The sequence below is a fragment of the uncultured Maribacter sp. genome, assembly GCF_947500985.1.
In the GTDB taxonomy this organism is placed as follows: Bacteria; Bacteroidota; Bacteroidia; order Flavobacteriales; family Flavobacteriaceae; genus Maribacter.
Genome location: NZ_CANMTX010000016.1, coordinates 1 through 20,591 on the forward strand (window position 1 = coordinate 1; position 20,591 = coordinate 20,591).

General features: G+C 35.0%; 20 protein-coding genes. 7 read left to right on the forward strand and 13 right to left on the reverse strand.

All coding sequences use genetic code 11. From position 1 onward, the window contains the following. The 3 genes from Q0871_RS18225 to Q0871_RS18235 all read left to right on the forward strand — a co-directional run. Positions 1-2,355, forward strand: a 2,355-nt coding sequence (locus Q0871_RS18225) for a Calx-beta domain-containing protein (protein WP_299326368.1), incomplete at its 5' end; no start/stop codon positions are given. A gap of 288 nt (positions 2,356-2,643) precedes the next feature. Further along, complete coding sequence (locus tag Q0871_RS18230; RefSeq protein ID WP_299326371.1) at positions 2,644-3,546, forward strand: type IX secretion system membrane protein PorP/SprF; 903 nt, start codon at positions 2,644-2,646, stop codon at positions 3,544-3,546. 18 nt (positions 3,547-3,564) lie between these two features. Further along, a complete protein-coding gene (locus Q0871_RS18235; protein WP_299326374.1) occupies positions 3,565-5,511 on the forward strand; it encodes an OmpA family protein in 1,947 nt (648 codons plus the stop codon). Between the two features lie 152 nt (positions 5,512-5,663). On the opposite strand, the gene Q0871_RS18240 is transcribed toward Q0871_RS18235, so the two are convergent. The 4 genes from Q0871_RS18240 to Q0871_RS18255 form a co-directional block, all read right to left on the reverse strand. Continuing rightward, entirely contained in the window at positions 5,664-6,212 is a 549-nt protein-coding gene (locus Q0871_RS18240) for a ClpP family protease (RefSeq protein WP_036156068.1), read from the reverse strand. 118 nt (positions 6,213-6,330) lie between these two features. Then, positions 6,331-7,164 (reverse strand): mechanosensitive ion channel domain-containing protein, encoded by an 834-nt coding sequence (locus Q0871_RS18245; RefSeq protein WP_299326380.1) that lies wholly within the window; start codon positions 7,162-7,164, stop codon positions 6,331-6,333. Positions 7,165-7,184: 20 nt separating this feature from the next. Continuing rightward, the gene (locus Q0871_RS18250; RefSeq protein ID WP_036156071.1) at positions 7,185-7,376 is read right to left on the reverse strand and encodes a hypothetical protein; all 192 of its coding nucleotides are present in this window, start codon (positions 7,374-7,376) and stop codon (positions 7,185-7,187) included. Continuing rightward, positions 7,376-8,002, reverse strand: a complete 627-nt coding sequence (locus Q0871_RS18255; protein ID WP_299326384.1) for a sigma-70 family RNA polymerase sigma factor — start codon at positions 8,000-8,002, stop codon at positions 7,376-7,378. Before Q0871_RS18255 ends, Q0871_RS18250 begins: the two co-directional genes overlap by 1 nt. Positions 8,003-8,080: 78 nt before the next feature. Here Q0871_RS18255 and Q0871_RS18260 point away from each other — a divergent pair, with 78 nt between their 5' ends. The 3 genes from Q0871_RS18260 (at position 8,081) to Q0871_RS18270 (ending at position 11,250) form a co-directional block, all read left to right on the forward strand. After that, positions 8,081-8,761 carry a hypothetical protein gene (locus tag Q0871_RS18260; protein ID WP_299326387.1) on the forward strand — a complete coding sequence of 227 codons (681 nt, stop codon included), beginning with the start codon at positions 8,081-8,083 and terminating at the stop codon, positions 8,759-8,761. Between the two features lie 43 nt (positions 8,762-8,804). Next, positions 8,805-9,965, forward strand: a complete 1,161-nt coding sequence (locus Q0871_RS18265) for a hypothetical protein (protein ID WP_299326393.1) — start codon at positions 8,805-8,807, stop codon at positions 9,963-9,965. A 118-nt stretch (positions 9,966-10,083) separates the two neighbouring features. After that, positions 10,084-11,250 carry a hypothetical protein gene (locus Q0871_RS18270; protein WP_299326396.1) on the forward strand — a complete coding sequence of 389 codons (1,167 nt, stop codon included), beginning with the start codon at positions 10,084-10,086 and terminating at the stop codon, positions 11,248-11,250. A 6-nt stretch (positions 11,251-11,256) separates the two neighbouring features. On the opposite strand, the gene Q0871_RS18275 is transcribed toward Q0871_RS18270, so the two are convergent. From Q0871_RS18275 to Q0871_RS18285, 3 genes are all read right to left on the reverse strand, one after another. Beyond that, positions 11,257-12,405, reverse strand: coding sequence for an MFS transporter (locus tag Q0871_RS18275; protein WP_299326399.1), 1,149 nt, complete (start codon positions 12,403-12,405; stop codon positions 11,257-11,259). Between the two features lie 50 nt (positions 12,406-12,455). Beyond that, positions 12,456-13,730 carry a kynureninase gene (gene kynU / locus Q0871_RS18280; protein WP_299326402.1) on the reverse strand — a complete coding sequence of 425 codons (1,275 nt, stop codon included), beginning with the start codon at positions 13,728-13,730 and terminating at the stop codon, positions 12,456-12,458. A gap of 65 nt (positions 13,731-13,795) precedes the next feature. After that, the gene (locus Q0871_RS18285; RefSeq protein ID WP_299326405.1) at positions 13,796-14,266 is read right to left on the reverse strand and encodes a GNAT family N-acetyltransferase; all 471 of its coding nucleotides are present in this window, start codon (positions 14,264-14,266) and stop codon (positions 13,796-13,798) included. Between the two features lie 63 nt (positions 14,267-14,329). On the opposite strand from Q0871_RS18285, the gene Q0871_RS18290 reads away from it, so the two are divergent. Continuing rightward, a complete protein-coding gene (locus tag Q0871_RS18290) occupies positions 14,330-14,971 on the forward strand; it encodes an O-methyltransferase (RefSeq protein WP_299326409.1) in 642 nt (213 codons plus the stop codon). On the opposite strand, the gene Q0871_RS18295 is transcribed toward Q0871_RS18290, so the two are convergent. The 6 genes from Q0871_RS18295 to Q0871_RS18320 form a co-directional block, all read right to left on the reverse strand. Beyond that, on the reverse strand, positions 14,934-15,509 hold the full coding sequence (locus Q0871_RS18295; protein WP_299326412.1) for a phosphatase PAP2 family protein: 576 nt from the start codon (positions 15,507-15,509) through the stop codon (positions 14,934-14,936). The genes Q0871_RS18290 and Q0871_RS18295 overlap by 38 nt on opposite strands. Before the next feature lie 6 nt (positions 15,510-15,515). Beyond that, complete coding sequence (locus Q0871_RS18300; RefSeq protein ID WP_231500576.1) at positions 15,516-15,845, reverse strand: twin-arginine translocase TatA/TatE family subunit; 330 nt, start codon at positions 15,843-15,845, stop codon at positions 15,516-15,518. 92 nt (positions 15,846-15,937) lie between these two features. Further along, entirely contained in the window at positions 15,938-18,250 is a 2,313-nt protein-coding gene (locus tag Q0871_RS18305) for a M1 family metallopeptidase (protein ID WP_299326417.1), read from the reverse strand. Between the two features lie 57 nt (positions 18,251-18,307). Continuing rightward, the gene (locus Q0871_RS18310; protein WP_299326421.1) at positions 18,308-18,814 is read right to left on the reverse strand and encodes a DUF6702 family protein; all 507 of its coding nucleotides are present in this window, start codon (positions 18,812-18,814) and stop codon (positions 18,308-18,310) included. A 51-nt stretch (positions 18,815-18,865) separates the two neighbouring features. Then, entirely contained in the window at positions 18,866-19,639 is a 774-nt protein-coding gene (locus Q0871_RS18315; protein WP_299326424.1) for a hypothetical protein, read from the reverse strand. Next, entirely contained in the window at positions 19,629-20,375 is a 747-nt protein-coding gene (locus tag Q0871_RS18320; RefSeq protein ID WP_299326427.1) for a hypothetical protein, read from the reverse strand. Before Q0871_RS18320 ends, Q0871_RS18315 begins: the two co-directional genes overlap by 11 nt. Positions 20,376-20,591 lie beyond the last annotated feature (216 nt).

A 20,591-nucleotide genomic window follows, 5' to 3' on the forward strand; every position in this document is an offset into this window, starting at 1 on the left:
CTTACGGTTTCCGAACTTGAAGGGGATACCGCTGCAGATGCTACCGAAATCAGCTTTGAGGTAACCTATACTGGTACTATTCCTGCTGGGGAGACCGTAACGGTAGAATATACTACCAATATCGGTTCTGCCGATACAGCAGACTTTACTCCGATAAATGGAACAATTTACTTTACGGATACCGTAAGCTCTCAGACCATTACTGTTGAAGTGACCGAAGAAACGATCATCGAAGCAGATGAGGACTTTACAGTAGTACTTTTCAATATAACGACCGATAACGGATTCGTTACCGGGTTTGTTGATGGCAATACCACTAACACTGCGACCGGTGTTGTCCTTAACGATGATACTTCAGACGCAAGTGAAGGTATTTCTGTAGCTGACTTTAATGTGACCGAAGATATTGTTGACGGTGTAACTAATTTTGTAATATCGTACACAGGATTAACCGTACAGGATGGATTTACCGTCGACTATACCGTAACAGATGGTTCGGCGATTTCTCCCGATGATTATACCGTGGTCATTGCCACAGGTAGCGTAACCTTCCCTACAGGTACCGCCGATAGCGATACACAAAATGTGGAGGTGACCATTATCAACGACCTGATACTAGAATTTAGCGAAGACCTGAACATTACTTTGGGTACTATTTCGCACCCACTTGTTAACATGATCGATGATGCTGCTATAGGTACTATTACCGACAACGACGGCGACCCATCACTTTACGGTGTACAATTTGATATTACTTCAATTGTTGTAAACGAAGATGCCGGTACGGTTTCTCTTGATGTTGTACTAAATGCCGATGTTCAAGATGAGTTTACGGTTGAATACTATACCATTGATGGGTCTACTGTTGATGGAATGGATTATACCGGTGTTCCTCAGAACACTCAGACACTGACATTTGGTGGTACAAACCCGAATACACAGACCATAACAATTCCTATTATTGATGATATCATCATTGAAGATCCTGAAACATTCAACGTAATCCTTGAGAATAGCTCGAATCCGATCGTAGGTATACTATCAGAAAATATTGCCACGATCACTATTATTGATAATGACGGAAATGAGGGTTGGCCAACCGATGAAACTATTGAAGCTTGTGATGCAATACCTGATGCTTTTGTAATAACCTCCGATAGCACTTGTGCCATTACTGTTGATTATGAAGAGCTGATCGCTGGTCAAGATGACGAATGTGCTACGGAGTATACCATAACTAGAACATGGACGATTACCGATTGTGTCGGTAATATTCGTACTCATACCCAAGTAATTACTATTGAAGATACGGTCGCACCGACCTTCAATGAAGCACTACCGCAAGATATGACTGTCGAATGTGACATGGTGCCAGATGCATCTATATTAACTGCTACAGATTCTTGTGAGCCAAATATTGACGTAACGTTTACAGAAACGATTACCAATGACGAAAACTGTGCCCTAGGGTATACGGTTACCAGAACTTGGACAGCCACTGATTGCGCTGGCAACATGGTAGAACATACCCAAGTAATAACCGTAGAACCTACAGGACCGATTATGAGTCAGTCTTACGAAGAAGAGATGACCATTATTTGTGGTGATGATATTCCCGAAGCTCCAGAAATGGTATTCACAGGTGGCTGTGGTAATTTTGATGTGGTATACGATGAAGAAACGCAACAAGCAGATGATTCTGATGATTATATGATCATTAGAACTTGGAACGTTACCGATTCTTGTGGCAACACTGCCTCTTTTGAACAGATCGTTTTTGTTCTGCAACCACAATTGCAAGAAATTACTATTAACGTTTGTATCGAAGAAGAACCAATTGATCTATTGAACTACCTACCGGCAGATTTTGACCGTAACGGTACATTTATGATTCTAGAAGGTGATGTAGTATTGGAGCAAAACAATTTTGACCCAATGGCACACGAGCCTGGCGAATATAAAATTGCCTATAGTTCTACCGAAGGTACATGTAAATACTATGTTGACTTTACAGTTATCGTTGATACAGAATGTGTACCATGTGGAAGAGGTGATATAGAGATATCTAAAGCTGTTACAGCAAATGGTGACGGAGTAAATGACTTCTTTGAAATCAAAGGAGCTGAGAATTGTGCCTTAAGTTTTGATGTTATGATATTTAATCGATGGGGTACTAAGATCGCAGAGGTTAAAGATTATCAAAATGACTGGGGCGGTAAATCTCCTGACGGTTCTTTCGGTCAATCTGATATGTTACCGACCGGTACTTACTTTTATATTATTAACGCGATCGATAAAAATACGGGTAAAAAAATAGAACCATTTAGCGGGTATATCTATCTGGGTACGCAATAAAATTTTCATATGTCATTGATAATGCCTTTTCAAAAATTGATGAGGCATTTTTTTATTTTATATCAATAATTTTTCTATTTAAAATACACTATATAAGTCTATTATGAGCTCAAATTAGTTCGTCCGAAAAAAATAACAATTGAACGAAGATGCTGTTTCATAACGAATAATATGGGATGTCAGCCGTTATAATCTAAATCTTTCAGAAGAGCCATTAAATTTGTAACTAATAAGATAACCTACTTATACATTAACACATAGCCTAAAAAGCTAAACCCAAACAAAACCATGAAAAAAGCTAATCTTCTTTTAGCCATGCTACTTTTAACAGGTGCCCTTGCAAGTGCACAGCAGCTACCTCAGTTTACGCAATATATGTATAACACTATTTCTGTTAACCCAGCATATGCAGGTAGTAGAGAAACGTTGAACGCAACAATTTTGCATAGAAACCAATGGGCAGGTTTAGAAGGTAACCCTAGAACCAGTACCCTATCTATTCACTCTCCATTAAAAAATGAGAAGATTGGTATTGGTGTTTCTTATATTAATGATAAGTTAGGTTTTGAAAGTACCAACTACTTCTACGGAGATTTCTCATATACCGTTCCTGTTAGCCAACAAGTAAAAATGCGTTTTGGTCTAAAAGGCGGTTTTACTAGTTACAACTTAGAAAACCCTGATCCTAACGATCAGTTCTTCAATGCTAATTTTAACAATATTAATCCGAATTTTGGTGCCGGTTTCTACATTGGTTCCAATAGATGGTATGCAGGTATTTCTTCTCCAAGAATATTAAATACAGATTTGAATGATGGGGAATTTGAAGCTATAGAACGTAATAGTTACTACGCTATTGGTGGTATGGTGTTTGACTTATCTGAAACCACTAAATTTAAACCGACCGTCATCACAAAATTCACCAATGGTGCGCCGGCAACATACGACTTTACCGTAAACTTCTTGTTTAACGAAAAATTTTGGATCGGTACTTCGTACCGAGTTAACGATGCATCGAACTTTGGTGCTATGATGGACTACCAAGTGTCTAGAGACTTTAGAGTTGGTTATGCTTACGATTTACCTACCTCAGCAGTAAGACCTTATACTGGTGGTACACATGAGATTATATTGATCTATGAACTTACCAAGAAGATATTAGGACCTATTAAGTCTCCTAGATATTTCTAATAATTTAAAATCGATAAGATGAAAAATTATAAAAATATTGTAGTAATAATGCTCCTTTTACTAGTAGCTCAACTATCCTTTTCACAAGTCGCATCACAAAAAAAAGCTGATTACTATTTCAGTAAATTCTCATACTCTTTAGCAATACCTGAGTATGAAAGAATGATAGAGACAGATTTCAACGCTGAATATGCACATCAGCAATTGGCAGAATGTTATTTACTAATACGCGACTATAAAAAATCTATTCCTCATTTTAGCGCAGTTATAAATAATGCTACGCTACCAACAGATTACTATTTTAAATATGCCATGGCTTTATACGCCAATGGAGATATGGATGAGTCTGAAGTTTGGTTAAAAAAATATAAAAAATACAATAAAAACGATTCTCGTGTTAAGCGATTTTTACAAGATGGCAACTTAGCTTCAGTAGTATTCAATAGTAGACAACGTTACGAAGTAGAACCTGTCGCATTCAATTCTACCGACAGTGATTTTGGTGTGTATAGATTTATGGGAAACTTGTACTTCAGCTCTTCAAGAAGAGATGTAGTTACAGGTGAAAGTTATGGTTGGAATGACGAACCGTGGTTAGATCTGTTTGCCGTTCAAGAAGATAACCCTATGTCTGAACCTAGACGAGTAAAAGGGAATATCAATACAAAATTTCATGAAAGCTCTGTAGCCTTTTCTACAGATTACAAGAATGATACTATTATGTATTTTACCCGTAACAACTTTTATGACAAAAAAGAAGGTTACGGCGCATCAAATGAAATTAATTTAAAAATATATACAGCCAAACTTGTTGATGATAAATGGGAAGAGAACAGTAACCTTAGGGTTAATAGTGACTACTATTCCACCGGGCATCCGTCTGTAAATCTTGCGAGAACACGCATTTATTTTGCATCGGATAGACCTGGTGGTTATGGTGGTACCGATATTTACTATGCTGAAATACATGAGCGTGGTGGTGTACAAGAACCTATTAACGCCGGACCTATCGTAAATACAGAAGGCAACGAAATGTTCCCTTTTATTAACGAAGAAGGTAAGCTTTTCTTTAGTTCTGATGGTCATGTTGGGTTTGGTCAATTAGACGTTTTCTCAACCATTTCTAATGAAGACGGAGAGGTTATCGATATTATTAATTTAGGTACTCCTATCAATAGTTCTAGTGATGATTTCGCGTATTACGGTTTACCAAACGGATTAGATGGTTACGTAAGTTCTAACAGAGAAGGTGGCGTTGGTAGTGATGATATTTACAAATTTAAATTTACCCCTGCTTTAGATGTTGAAGGTTATGTAGTAGATGGTGTAAACAATAAAATGTTAGACAGTGTTAAAGTAACTTTATATGATCAAGTAACAAATACACTAGTTGCACAAACAACAACTGATGAAAATGGGTACTATAGATTTCCCGTTAACAGAAAAACAAACTATATGATAGAGGCGGTTAGAAAAACCCATCCTCATAAAAACGTTTACTTTAACACGTCAAAGACGCCAAAGGCTCAAAAGATAATGAGACAAGATATTGTTCTTGAACCTGTACTTGACCTTAAATTATTAGCGGGACTTAATAAGATATATTTCGATTTTAATAAAAGTGATATAAGACCAGATGCTGCTAGAGAGCTGGATAAAGTGGTTCGTGTTATGAATAACACCTACCCAGATATGGTTATTAAGCTCGAGGCGCATACCGACCCCGTAGGCAGTCATGACTATAATGATGATCTTTCTGAAAGAAGGGCGAAATCTACCTATGAATATCTTATTGAAAACGGAGTATCAGAAGACAGAATTGTTTCTTACAAAGGCTTTGGTAAAAGAGTACCTATCAATAAATGCACGAGTAAAGAAGATTGTACTCCAGAAGAATTGGAGTTGAACAGAAGAACGGAATTCCCAATATTACAGATTAAAAAAGGTGTCTTAGCATCTAAATAATTTTTTTAAGCATACCTCATAAATTCAACAACAACCTTGTCTTTTTAAGATAAGATCGGATACTATTCTATTATCCAAAATTAACTACCAACCACAAAAAAGTCCTTTACCAAAATGGTAAAGGACTTTTTAATTTTTATAGCTGCCGTAATCTATTCCATAATACCGTCAACGATACCATATTTAATAGATTCTTCTGCATTCATCCAATAATCTCTATCAAAATCCTTCAAAACCTTGTCAAAATCTTGACCACAGTTATCTGCTAATATTTGTGCACTCAATTCTTTGGTCTTTATAATTTCTCTAGCCTGTATTTCAATATTAGAAGCTTGACCTCTTGCACCACCACTTGGCTGGTGAATCATTACCTGAGCATGTGGTTGAATAAATCTTCTTCCCTTTTTACCTACTGATAATAAGATAGAACCCATTGATGCCGCTAAACCTGTACAGATTGTTGAAACCGGACTCTTTAATGCTTTTATAGTATCATACATTGCAAAACCAGAAGTAACATAACCACCCGGACTATTTATATATAATTGTATTTCTTTATTGTTCTGCATATCTAGATATAACAACCTGTCAATTACATGTTTTGCAGAATCGTCATCAACCATACCCCAAAGAAAGACTTTTCTTTCCTCCAGCATTTTCTCATCTATGGCTTCTTGAATTTTTCCTTTTTTAGCACTCATATTTTAAGTTTATTTATCTCTAACAAAATTAATGAATTAATTCATAAACATACGTAGCAATAACATTTTGAATTATTACCATATCTGTTCTTACTAAATGAAAAACGTTAATTTTCGATTAGGATTGTTCTTCTACTGTAACTGTTTTCTCTACTACCTTTTTGATAGGGATAACAACCTTACCGGATTTTGTTTTCAGTATCATTGAAATATTATCAATACCGATTACTGTACCCTGTAAATCTCCTATTTTAACCTTATCCCCTACCTCATAAATCTTTCTTGAGTAGAATGTTCTTAATAGGTCACCTACAATTTCTCTAGACCCTAAGCCTAATGCCAATGCAATTGCTAATAAGAATGCACCTAATACAATAGTAAAGTTATTAGTAATTATCTGTGTATCTATCCCCGCTTGGTTTAATGCTGTAATACTAACAAATATGATAATTAAGTAAAATAATACGTTACCTAAAAGCTTACCACCACCTAAACCAATAGAGTCAAACACCTTAACTATGGTTTCTTTTATAGTTTTGGCTAAAAACAGACCGATCATAAAAATGATCATCGCTGATAATAATATCGGCAAGTATCTTAAAAGGTTAGCAATTTCGGTCGATATAATGGTTAAGCCCATAATATCCGATGCAACGATTATAAATACCAACCATAAAAGAACCTTTATAAAAGTGACGATTATTTTAGGTAAATCTATTTTGATATCGGCATCTCCAAATAATTTTGCTTCATTAATTTTTTCAGAAGCTTTATCTAATTTAATTGCTTTAAATATTCTTTTTAAAACAAAAGTGACCACCTTAATAATAATCCAACCAAAAATAATAACGATAAATGCCCCGAATATACCCGGTAATGCAGAAGCAATATCTTTAAATATATTACTTAACGATTCAAAGGTGAGGTCTTTCCACTTATCAACTGTTTCCATATAACTTTTCTACTTTATTTTTATTCGCTTTTCGATTTCGTATTTAGCATACCTTCAATTATAGATGCAAAACTACCTGTAAACAAATGAGACAATTCCATTATCAACTTAGCCGTAGCAACGTCTTCCATAACTTTCTTACGTAGTTCTGGTGGAACATCTTTAAGATCTCCCTGCAAGTTTTTAAATGGATTTTTGTCCTGTTCTAACATTAAGGTAAGGTTTTATACATTTCCGTTACTTTCGCTTTGGCTCTTTTGAGCCTCATTTTAATGGCACTTGATTTTAATTCTAAAATATCTTCCAATTCTTTAATAGATGCACCATCTTGATATTTTAATAACAATATTGATTTGTCTTCAGGTGCTATAAGTTCTAAGGCTTTCTTTAACTTATCTACTTGCATTTCTAACAACAAATTATCGGTCACTTCTACCGGTACATCTTCATGTGTCTCAAACTTGACCGAATTGTCATTAATTTTTCGTTCCTTATTTCTATTTACATAATTGACACAAAAATTATAGGTAAACGAATATAACCAGGTAGAAAATTTAGAATTTCCCTTAAACGACCCAAGTTTAACATACAACATTAGAAATATATCTTGGGTCAAGTCTTCTGCCTCTTTGTTCGATTTTGCGAACCCCAAGCACTTATTGTAAACTAATTTTGAGTACCTATCATAGAGTACACCAAAGAGCATAGAGTCATTGTTAGATACAATGCGTTCTACTAACTCTAAATCGGTATATTCTTCGTTTTTACCACTAGAAACCGTTTTTTCATTGAATTGGTTTCCAATAATAATAAAACATAGCTTTTTAAGAAATGTCACTTTGATAGATGGTTTACAAAAAATAAAAGTAGGTTAAAGATACTGTAATTGATATATTTACTTGAAAATCTGCTGAAAATGAGAAAAATAATTATTCTTTCCATTCTAATTTCAAGTGTTTTTACAGCATGTAAAACCGACCAAAAAAAGCCTAAAATTGCTGTTGCCGAAGATACGCAATTGACAGTTCTTGAAAAAATCGCAAATGCAAACGGATTTGAAAACTGGAAAGATGTACAAAGTATCAAATTTACCTTTAATGTGGATCGTGAAGATGAGCACTTTGAACGCACTTGGTTATGGAAAACATCATCTAACGGAGTTACCATGATGACCAGACAAGATACCATTACCTATAACAGAAAAGCCGTCGATAGCACTATGATTACAACCGATGGCGGATTTGTAAATGATAAGTTTTGGTTATTGGCACCATATCAATTGGTATGGGACCAAAATAGTTTTACCCACAAGCTTACAGAGAATGTAGAAGCGCCTATAAGCAAAGCTACTATGCATAAATTGACTACGGTCTATAATAATGAAGGCGGTTATACACCTGGTGATGCTTATGATTATTATTTTGGTGATGATTATATTATTAAAGAATGGGTGTACAGAAAAGAAAATCAATCTGAACCCAATATGACGACCACTTGGGAAGACTATAAAGTGTTAAACGGATTACACATTAGTATGATGCATAAAAGACCAGATGCTGATTTCTCTCTTTTCTTTACAGGTGTTGAGGTGAAATAATTCGGTACGGAGTTTGATATTGTTCAGAACAAACTAACCAATTATGAAATTTTCGCTTTACACATTACTTCTTTTTTCTTTTTTTGGCTACACCCAACATAGTATTAGTGCTATTATTCTAGATAGTGCGGAAAATTCTCCATTGGAATTTGTTGGTGTTTACAATAGTAAAGACCATACAATGACCAATGCTGATGGGCGTTTTCAGTTCTCATCATCATTAGATTCTGTTACAATTTATAGACCTGGGTATGAAACAATCAAAGCTAGTTTTAGCCACTTAAAAGACACGATATTTCTAGAAAAGAGCATTTTAGAATTAGATGAGGTAGTGGTTACAAATCAAAAATCAATTTTACAAGAAGTATATGAATTGCTGAACATAAACTACAGCAATGAACCCTTTAAAGAGAAGTTTATGCTTCGTGCAATATCCAAATATAACGGAGAGATGCATAGAATTGAAGATATTACAGGAAAGCTATCTATCAAGAACATGTTCACAGACGATACAATTAAGGAATCAAAAAAAGACTTTATTGTAGAACTAACTAATATGAGAAAATTAGGTTTAAAAAATGATGAGAAAAATGCCTACTTGGTTTTCCCTTCATTAAAAGATTTCTATAATCAGCTAACTGAAATTACACAAAACGAGTCCCTTTATGATATTACCGAAAAGAAATTTAATAATGGTAAGAATATAAAAATTGAATTCATTAAAGAGTCGGACTCAGTTGAAATTAAAGGTTATTATATTATAAACGGTAGTGATTTTGCAGTCCAGGAATATAAGTTTGAAAAAAACTCGAAAAAAGGTGACTTTTTCAAAAACAAACATCTTTTATACAGAACAAGCTTTTACGAAAAACATGTGTTTTTTAAGAAAAAACTTGAGTCAGATAAATATTTTCTTGATTCTGGAAATCTTGAATATACAGTTATCACTACAGACAAAGAGAATTCTTTTGAAGGAAAACATAATCTGAAGGTTGTATTAATGACCACAGATAATTTTGGGGATTTTGAAGTGACAAAAAACACGAGTGCTACCAAAGACCTCTTTAAATTAGATTACCCATACAACCCTAGCTACTGGAATGAACAGAATCAATTGCTTTTAACTGATGAAATGACAGCATTCATTAATAAAGTAAAAGACCCACAAAACGACTTCAAATTTAATAGTAATCTTAAAAATTAAGTAGCCAATAAAACATACTTCAGTGAAGATTACCTGTTGCTAGTTCACAATGGGCTTAGGCTAAAAATTAAATAAAACGGTATAAAATTTGATGCACTTCAAATTCATCAACTACACTATGAAACTTCCATTCTTCTTACTTTTTTTATTTTCTATTTTCAGCCATTCTCAGAACAACACTAGCGCTCTTGTTGTAGATAGTGCAGATAATTCTCCATTAGAATTTGTTGGCGTTTATAATAGTAAAGACCATACAATGACTAATGCTGATGGGCGTTTTCAGTTCTCTTCGAGTTTAGATTCTATTATCGTTTACAGCGTTGGGTATGATAAGCTTACAACCACTTCTCAAAAAATTAAAGACACCATCTACCTCAACAAAAGTGTATTAGAATTAAATGAAGTTACCGTTACCAATGAAAAAACGCTTTGGCAAAAAGTAGGAGATTCAGTAAGATCCAACTACCCTACTTACCCTTATAAAGAGAAATTTTTATTGAGAGGTGTATTGCGATATAATGGTGAAATTACACGAATACAGGATATACAAGGAAAGCTAGAAAGAAGAACGCTTTTATACACTAAAGAAATTGATCCAGACAAAAAAGATTTTAAAGTTGAGTTGACCAATATGCGTAAAGTTGGATTGGTTAAAGATGAAAAGAAAGTATATTTCATTTTTGAAACTTTTTACCAACTATTCATGAATTTCACCCCTATAAATGCTACGGGTGATGCTTTTGATTTAACAGAATCTACTTTCGAGAATGGAAATAAAATAAATTTAAGTTTTCACACGAAACCTGAGTTTGACAATGAAAAAGTTGTTGGTTACTATATAATTAACAATGAAGACCACGCTATAGAACGAATTTTAATAGAAATTGATTTTAAGAACAATCCATACAAGGAAGACGGGGAAACAAGATTTAGAACAGTATCGGTAGAAAAAGAAATTTACCTTTCAAAATCTTCTGAAAATAACAAGTATCATATAGCATCTGCCAAATATGATGTAAAAGTAGAATTGACAGATGAGCAAAATTCCTATACCTCTTTCTACGATGTATCTTTTATTTTAACAACATCTGACAACGAAGGCGATTTTGATATAAAGAAAAACGTGAGTTCATCAAAAGACTTGTTCAAAATAAAGTACCCTTACGATCAGAGTTACTGGAATTCTCAAAACCAATTACTGTTAACTGATGAGATGCTAGAATTTATTGAGAAAGTACAAGATCCTAACAGCGAATTTAAAGTCAAGAGTAATATTAAAAACTAGAAAAAGCTAAGCCTTTCTTCGCTTTAATAAAAGTGTAAACAATAGTATAAGAAATGCGCAGATTAGCAACACAACAAAGCTTCTAGTTAAACTGTAATTTTCCGCTAAAAAACCTAAGATCGGCGGCGCACACAAAAAGCCCGCATAACCCGTACCTGCTATAAATGCAATGCCTTTAGAGGATTCAATTCCTTTTACATTCCCTCCTATTCTAAAAACTTCAGGTACCATTACAGAAAAACCCAATCCGTTCAAAGTGAAACCTATAATACTTAAAGTAATGTCTGCTGAAAGCACTAAAAAATAACCTAGTATCGCAAAAACAGCTCCCAAAGCCACAATTTTCACCGACCCGATTTTATCACTTATACCATCACCTAAAAAGCGACCTAAGGTCATGGTAGTTTGAAATCCTAAAAAACCTAATCCCCATAAAGCTTCTGGAGCTAATGCTACTTCCTTAAGATACAATCCGCTCCAATCTACTATAGCGCCTTCACTGCCCATTGCCACGAATGAAATAAGACCCAGTAACAACAATGGTTTTAAAAGTCCTAAGCTAAATGGTTCGTTTTCAATTTCCTCCGCTATTTCTGAAAAATATTGACTTCTAAATTTAAAATTAACCAAAACTACCAACAAGACGGCAAGAGACATGTGTAATACGGGATTTGATAACGGACCAATTAAAAAACTACCTAAACCCGCCAAGACTCCTCCAAGACTGAAAAAACCATGGGAAGCTGCCATAAACTTTACTTTATCCTTTTTTTCAATCTCGGTTACCAAAGTATTCATAGCGATATCGGTAATACCGTTTGCCGCTCCAAAAAGAAATAATGCAATCATCAACACATAATAATTAGATGCTAAAAATGGAAGCATGGCCGCAGTACAGCTCATCATTACTCCGTAGAAGGTGACCTTACCAACTCCAAATTTATTGACAATACCAGAAGCAAACGGAAAAACAGTGAATACCCCCAACGCCAAAAAGAATATTGCTATACCCAATTCGGATTTACTAATTTCTAAAGCATCTTTGACTGCAGGTATATAAATTGCCCATGTACCAAATAAAATATTGATACTTGCGAAAACCCATGAAGGACCGAAGTATCTAGCATTCCCTAAAATTAATCGTAATGACTTCATCTAGAATTGATTGGTTGTTGGTTGTTGGTTGTTGAAAAAATTAAAATATATTATTTTAAGTTTTTCAACACTCCTGCTTTCAGAATTTGACCAAAACGATACATATCTTCATAGGTGGAATAGAAAGGTGCCGGTGCCAAACGAATTACGTTTGGTTCGCGCCAATCTGTTACCACGCCGTTTTCCATTAAATAGTTAAACAAAGATTTTCCTTGTCCGTGTAAGAATACAGACAACTGACAACCTCTATCTTCGGGAGTTATAATTTCAAAAGAACTATCGACTTCTTTATCTATTTCATGTAAAATGAACTCCAGATAGGAAACAATTAACTTTCTTTTTTCTATCAGCTTTTGCATGCCCACTTCTTCAAACATGGTCAGAGATGCTAGATATGGTGCAACAGATAAAATAGGCACATTACTTATTTGCCACGCATCTGCATTTTCCATAGGTTCGAATTCTGGCTTCATAAGAAAACGGGTTTCCTTCTTCGTTCCCCACCAACCTTCAAAACGTTGAATATCTTTTTTATTGAGGTGTTTTTTATTTACGAATATTCCCGATGCATTACCCGGACCACTATTCATGTACTTATAACTACACCAAGACGCAAAATCAGCATTCCAATCATGCAGTTTCAATTCTACATTACCTACCGCATGCGCAAGATCCCAACCAACGTTGGCTCCCACGGCTTTTCCGGCCTTTGTAATGGTTTCCATATCCATTACCTGACCATTGTAATAGTTTACCCCACCAATTAAAACAAGCGCTAACTCATCGCCTAATTCTTCAATTTTCTTAAGTATATCTTCTGTTCTCCAATGATGCTCACCATCACGTTTCTTAATCTCCACAATGGTTTCATCTGGATCTAAACCATGAAAACGAACCTGACTTTGAAACATATATTGATCGCTTGGAAAAGCTTTCTCTTCGCAAAGTATTTTAAATCTTGTTTTTGTTGGGGTATAGAAAGACACCATTAACAAATGAAGGTTTACGGTCAACGTATTCATCACCGATACTTCTTCTGGTAATGCACCAACAACTTTTGCTAAAGGTGCTGCTAAACGCTCATGGTAATCCCACCATGGTTTTTCAGCATAAAAATGACCTTCTACAGCTAATTCTCCCCAATCTTTCATCACCTCATCAACGAAAGCTTTGGTTCGTTTTGGTTGCAGACCTAAAGAGTTCCCTGTAAAATAGATAACTTCTTCCCCATTGATTTTAGGAAAAATGAACTCATCTCTATATGCTTTTAAGTTGTCTTGCGCATCTAACGACTGTGCAAACGCCAACGTATTTTTAAATTCCATAACTAATTTTATATAAAAGTAATCATAAGCCTATAATTCTATAGACTCTATTCAATAAATGGGTACTACAATTCTGTTCTTAAACGCATTTCTATCATATGTTTTTTAAATCCTTTTTTTTCATAAGCTTTTATGGCAGGTTCGTTTTCATCATATACATGCAATCGTATTTCAATTAAACCTGCTTTTGTACACCAATCTTGCAAAGCACTTACAATTTTACCATTTATACCCTTACCTCTATATTCTGGATCGGTGTACATAAAACCTAAGTAAGCAAAAGTCTTATGATCTAGATAAGGTCTAGCAGGTTTTTCTAAGGCATAACCGGTCGCTACAATTTTATCACCGTCACAAGCAACCATAACTGTTGCTCTAGGGTTTTCCATCAGTGCGTCTAAATCATAATAATTAACGTCGGTACTTCTAATTGTTGGGTCCATCGGGCGCTCTGCCTTCACTACTTCCTGCTCATGCTGTAACAAAACAGGTATATCACTTTTTACCGCTTCTCTAATCGTAATTTCATTATTCATCGCTGTACTCTTTTCAGTTCATTAAATTAAGGCTTAAAACCCTATTTTTGCAAAAAGAAACGCATGCATTTTTTATCACCTCTTTTAGAAAGCTATTTAGCCGATAATTCACAAGCTGAACCTAAATTATTACAAGAGCTTACGCGCGAAACGCACTTAAAGGTCATACAACCACGTATGCTTACCGGACATTTTCAAGGTCGTGTTTTAAGTTTGCTTTCTAAATTGATAAACCCGACCAATATTCTTGAAATCGGTACCTACACCGGGTATTCTGCTTTATGCCTTGCGGAAGGTTTATCAAAAAACGGACAATTACACACCATAGATGTCAATGCTGAACTAGAACAAATACAGCGTTCCTTTTTTGACCGAAGCGATTATGGGTCTCAGATCATTCAGCATGTGGGAAATGCGCTTGATATCATCCCCAAAATGGATATTACTTTCGACCTTATTTTTATTGATGCAGAAAAAAAACAGTACGACAAATACTTAGAAGCGGTATTACCAAAAACCAAGTCTGGTTCTGTTATACTTTCTGATAATGTACTGTGGTCTGGTAAAGTGGTAGAACCCTTAGACCCTAAAGATATTACTACGAAGGTGTTATTAGACTATAACAAGAAATTAAGTGAGCATCCGCTTTTAGAAACGGTATTGCTGCCTATACGCGATGGTTTAACTTTAAGTAGGGTGAAATAAGTAACCCGTATAATCTATAAAACAACCAAGCCGATAAAATACCTACCAAAGCGCCCACCATTAAATCAATAGGAAAATGTACACCTACATATACTCTACTCATCGCAAATAATAGAGGCCAGATATAAAATAGGTACACCCATTTAAATTTCCGTCTTAAAAAAAGTACCGTTATTGTAATGACTGAAAAGGAAGATGAAGCGTGACCTGAGAAAAAACTGAAACCTGACGGACTTCTTAATATTCGAATCAACGTATTTATTTCTTCGTCATTGTTTGGTCGTAACCGAGCCACTACATTTTTGGTCAAATCTGTTACTGTAGCCACAAATAAAACCATTACCAATAAGGTCAAAATCATAGTTATAGCTTCTCGCTTCGGAAACTTTACAAAGAATAGAATAATAATAAATGCAAATAAGGGAAGCCAAGGTGGAAATTTGGTGACCGTAGACCAAAAAATATCGTACTGCTCAATACCAAGACTGTTAAGATAGACAAAGGCATCTCGATCCCATTGTAAAATCTTATCTAACATAATAGGTTACTTTCTCTTGATACTACCCGTTACATCATTGATGTTCTTGCTAACGTCACTAATTTGCTTCTTGACGTCATTACCCAAGCCAGAACTGATATCTTTTTTCATGTCATCGATATCTTTTTTGATATCGGTAACAAAGCTTGTATCAATACCCTGCTTGTCAGCACTCTTTTGAATTTCTTGTTTAATATCTTCGGTCGCATCTTTAAGTTGACGCATACCTTTACCCAACCCCTTAGCAATATCAGGAATTTTGTCGGCACCAAAAACCATCACTACGATAAACATAATGAAGAAAATTTCTGCGCCACTAATAAATAATGAATACATAGCAATCATACTACAAATATAAACAAGTTTAGTATCGAAATTAAAAAAGCCCCGTATAACTACGAGGCTTTTTTCAATAATTATTTTGTTAATTATTCTCCTTTAATTCCATCCTTCATTTTATCGAAATCGCTCTCTTGCTCTTTCTTCGGCCAGCTATTGTTTGTAGTATCAATATCTGCCGTTTCCATTTTAGGATCGATGTTTACACCTTTTAACTCAGAAGTAGATGAAATTACCATACTTACCTCTTTGCTATTCTTTCTCCATATTTCTGGAGGATAGGTTACATTCTCTACAGAACCATCTGCATACGTATATTCTACAATCAATGGCATTGGTAAACCACCCGGACTGTTATACGTTACTTCGTAAAAATACTTTGGCTCTTTAACCGCTGCTCTTTCTGCTGCAGTCATATTATCCATCATAAATTCTTTTAAAGTTTTTGACGTTTCTGATGGTAAATTATCCTTTAATTCAGGAGCTACCATATTTGCATCATCAAATTCCTCTAAATAAACCATTGGTCTTAAATTAGATTCTGGAATACCACGTTCAGCCAAATAAGCTTTCATTTTTTTATTAGGCTTGTCGCTAACATAATATTTCTTGATATCCTTTACGGCCATATCTACATAATCAGTAGTATAGAACCAACCTCTCCAGTACCAATCTAAATCTACAGCAGAAGCATCTTCCATTGTTCTAAAGAAATCTTCTGGGGTTGGGTGCTTAAACTTCCATCGGTGAGAATACGTTTTAAAAGCATGGTCAAACAACTCACGCCCCATTACCGTTTCTCTCAAAATATTTAAAGCTGTTGCCGGCTTACCATATGCATTGGGACCTAATTGAAATACATTCTCTGGATTAGACATAATTGGAGAAATTGTACTTTGATCTCCGCTCATGTAAGGTACGATCTTCGCAGGATCACCTCTTCTAGATGGGTACTTATCATTTGGTGCTATTGCAGTTGGGTAAGCTTCACCGAATTCTTGTTCTGCCATAAACTGCATAAAAGTATCTAAACCTTCATCCATCCATCCCCACTGACGTTCGTCTGAATTTACGATCATTGGAAAAAAGTTATGACCTACTTCATGAATAATTACACTGATCATTCCGTATTTAGTTCTGTCAGAATAGCTACCATCTTTATTTGGTCTACCATAGTTCCAACAAATCATTGGGTACTCCATACCTTGCTGCTTGGCATGTACAGATATTGCTTTAGGGTAAGGGTAGTCAAATGTATGTGATGAATATGATTTCAACGTATGTGCAACTGCCTTTGTAGAATACTCTTCCCATAATGGGTTACCTTCTTTAGGGTACATTGAGACAGCCATAATATCTCTATTTCCTAATTTAACGGCTTGCATGTCCCAAATGAACTTTCTTGATGTTGCAAAACCGAAATCACGAACATTTTCTGCCTTAAGCTTCCATGTTTTTGTTTTCTCTGAAAATCCTTTTTCAGCTGCTTCTGCTTCTGCTTGAGTTACAATGATAACAGGTTTGTCATAAGACTTCTTCGCCTGCTCATAACGACTCATCATTGCTTTAGTATATACATCTTTTCTGTTCTGAAGTACACCTGTACCGTCTAAGATATGATCTGCAGGTACCGTAATATTCACTTCATAGTCACCAAATGGCAATGCAAATTCCCCATTACCCCAAAATTGGTGGTTCTGCCATCCTTCTACATCATTATAAACTGCCATTCTTGGAAAAAACTGCGCAATTACATACGCTCTGTTTCCGTCTTCTTCAAAAAACTCATATCCAGATCTAGCTCTGTTTACTGTATGATCTGGTATGTTATAATTCCATTTTATGTCAAAAGAAAATTTATCTCCACTTTTAAGCGGTGTAGGTAAATCTACACGCATCATGGTGAAGTTCACTATATGTGGTAATGCTTTACCTGAATTATCTTTTACGTAATCGATATTAAAACCACCATCAAAAGATTCTGTCATGTAATTCCCAACAAATTTCTCAGGTGAATCACCAAGTGGAATACCACTACCGTTCTTTAAAGCTGCTTTTGAATCTTTAGTTCTAACATTCTGATCTAACTGCACCCATAAGTACTCTAAATCATCTGGCGAATTATTGGTGTACGTAATGGTTTCTGTACCGAATATTTTGGCGTCCTTGTCATCTAAACGAATATCCATTACATAATCTGCCTGTTGTTGATAATAATCAGGACCAGGAGCTCCCGATGCAGACCTATAGGTGTTCGGCGTAGCGAACTCCTCATATAATTGTTTAAACTTACTCTGGTTGGTGTGCCCAGCTTCCTTTTCTTTGGTAACCGCCTCTTGTGCAAAAGTTATAGCGGCAAAAAGGAATAAAATAGACGCAAATGCGTACTTTACTCTTATCATTTCATAGTTATTTAGTACCCGAAAAATAAAGTTTTTATAGGGATATCTTAATCTATGTTACAAATTTAACATTCCTTTAGGACGTGACTTCACCAATACATGGCTCTTTTTCTGCTCCATGACCTTCATATGTACCACATTTTGCTGATCATCATATATATCTGTCAGCACCTCATTAGTTATACCAATTTGCTTTAGTGTTTCTAAGGGAATATTTGGAACTTCTAAATAACAAATGACCATATCTGAGTCGTATTTATGACCTATAAAATCGTACTTTACGGTTTTGCCATTTATCTCTACCACGAATTTAGTACGTAAGTATCTTTCCAAATACTCCTTATCTACCGATGATTCTTTATCTGTACCCAATGACGAAGCAAATTCATACCTTTCTTTCAATACCGCATTCATATCATCAATAAAAACACGTGTAATTATCTGTACAGCTTGATCTTTTTCTGAGTAATCTACATTGGTAACACTAATGTAAAATTTATGTGCTCCCGCAAAAGCAAAAAGAGGAAGTATTAATAAGAGTAGTACCGGTTTCAAAAATTTCATAGTGTTATGTTTCATTACCTTATTACAAAGCATATGCCAAAAATATGGACTCTAATCTAAAGAATTATTTTCTCTGTACAACAAACTTTTCTGTCGTAGATACTCCCAAATCTCTAATTCGCTGTGGGTGTCTACAACTTGTTGAAAACTTGGATCAACCTCGCAGTAATATAGAAAATCGTCTATTTTATCTTCAGGGATCGATAGTTGCTTTACATAAACACTATCGGCATAAAAGTCTCTTACCCTTTCTGTTCTATCGTACAATTTATTTCGCTCTACCCGTTTCTTCAACATTTTGGTACGCCCAGAAATTGCATTAATTAAGGGGTCAAAACTCATAATAGGGTTACCAGTTGCCGCTTTAAGCTCTCGCTCTGCCTTGGTCGGTATTTTTACATATGCATTGGGTAGCCCCAATGTAGATGCTGTAACAATTGGTTCTAAATCTAAGGTAGGTAGGTCTGCCAACAAATTACCGCTAAGGCTATATGGTGTTACGGTTACTTCATCTAATTCGGTCAAAGCATCTTCTAACCCTACAGAGATCAACTTACTTTCTAAAATTGATGTGCTGACCACCACAATCTTCTTTTTGTATTGAATGGCAGAAAATTCTAAGGTATCTAAAAGTTTCACAGGTATTGAAAAATACCCGTATTCATCTGTAATAGTAGCTCTTTGTGAGGTTAAGTTAAGTACATGTGTTGCAGCAACGTCACCGTCATCACTATACACTCTACCTTCTAATCTTTTAGAATCACCTATTTGTGCAAATACCAATGCACTAGAAAAAAGAAAAAATACAAGGAGTCTACTCCTCATTTAAATTTTTGAGAAATGTCTTACTATGATCAACCAAAGAATCAATCAACTGAAATTCATTTTCCTTTTTTAATAAAGACCTAGTTGGCATTTGATCATCACAATAGAATAAAAATTCGTTTATTTTATCTTGAGGAATATTAAGATCTACTACAAAGAAAGAATCATCATACACTTGTCTAAGCACTTCGCTAACCTTTAATGTAGGTGCTTCTTCAGACGCTTTCTCATCTTGAGCTTTGAAAATAGCCCTAAAAATATTCACAAAATTTAAACCGTCTTGCATACCTCTATCTGCCTCAGACATCGCTATATTTTCTACCTCTGTACCACGATCAATTTCGTATTCATACTCCTTAAACTCTTGGTTCTTTACCGCTAAAAAACGTTCTTGTTGTTCTGGGGTAATTACCACTTCGTCTAACTCCGTCACTTTTTCGTTCACCTCTACCACCAAACGATTGTTGGCTAAAATCTCTTCAGTAATCGTTACCACTTTTATATTATAGTTAACAGCAGAAAAAACAATTTGGTCACCCACCTTTACATTAATTCGAAATAATCCTTGATCATTGGTTATTGTGGCGTGTTCAGAAGTTGCATTGATTACATTTTCATTGGGCACCCCAATGTTCATATAGATTACAGAACCTCTTAATGGTTGTCTGGTATCATCTTGTGAAAAGCCTGATACTGTTGTAAATAATACTAGTAAGAAAAGTAATTTTTTGGTCATTTATTGTATATTAAAACTGATAACACCCTCAGTAAAGGGCATTCAAAAGATAAAGAAAAGATTTGTAATCTTCATAAAAAAAAACCCATCAATAAACTTTTGTTAATTTCTTCATGGTAGATAGTATTTTCTGCAGCTACCAAAACCTTAATTCGCTATAGAAAACAACCCCATTCAACGACCTTAGATGTTCTTTAACCCATTACCCTATTATTT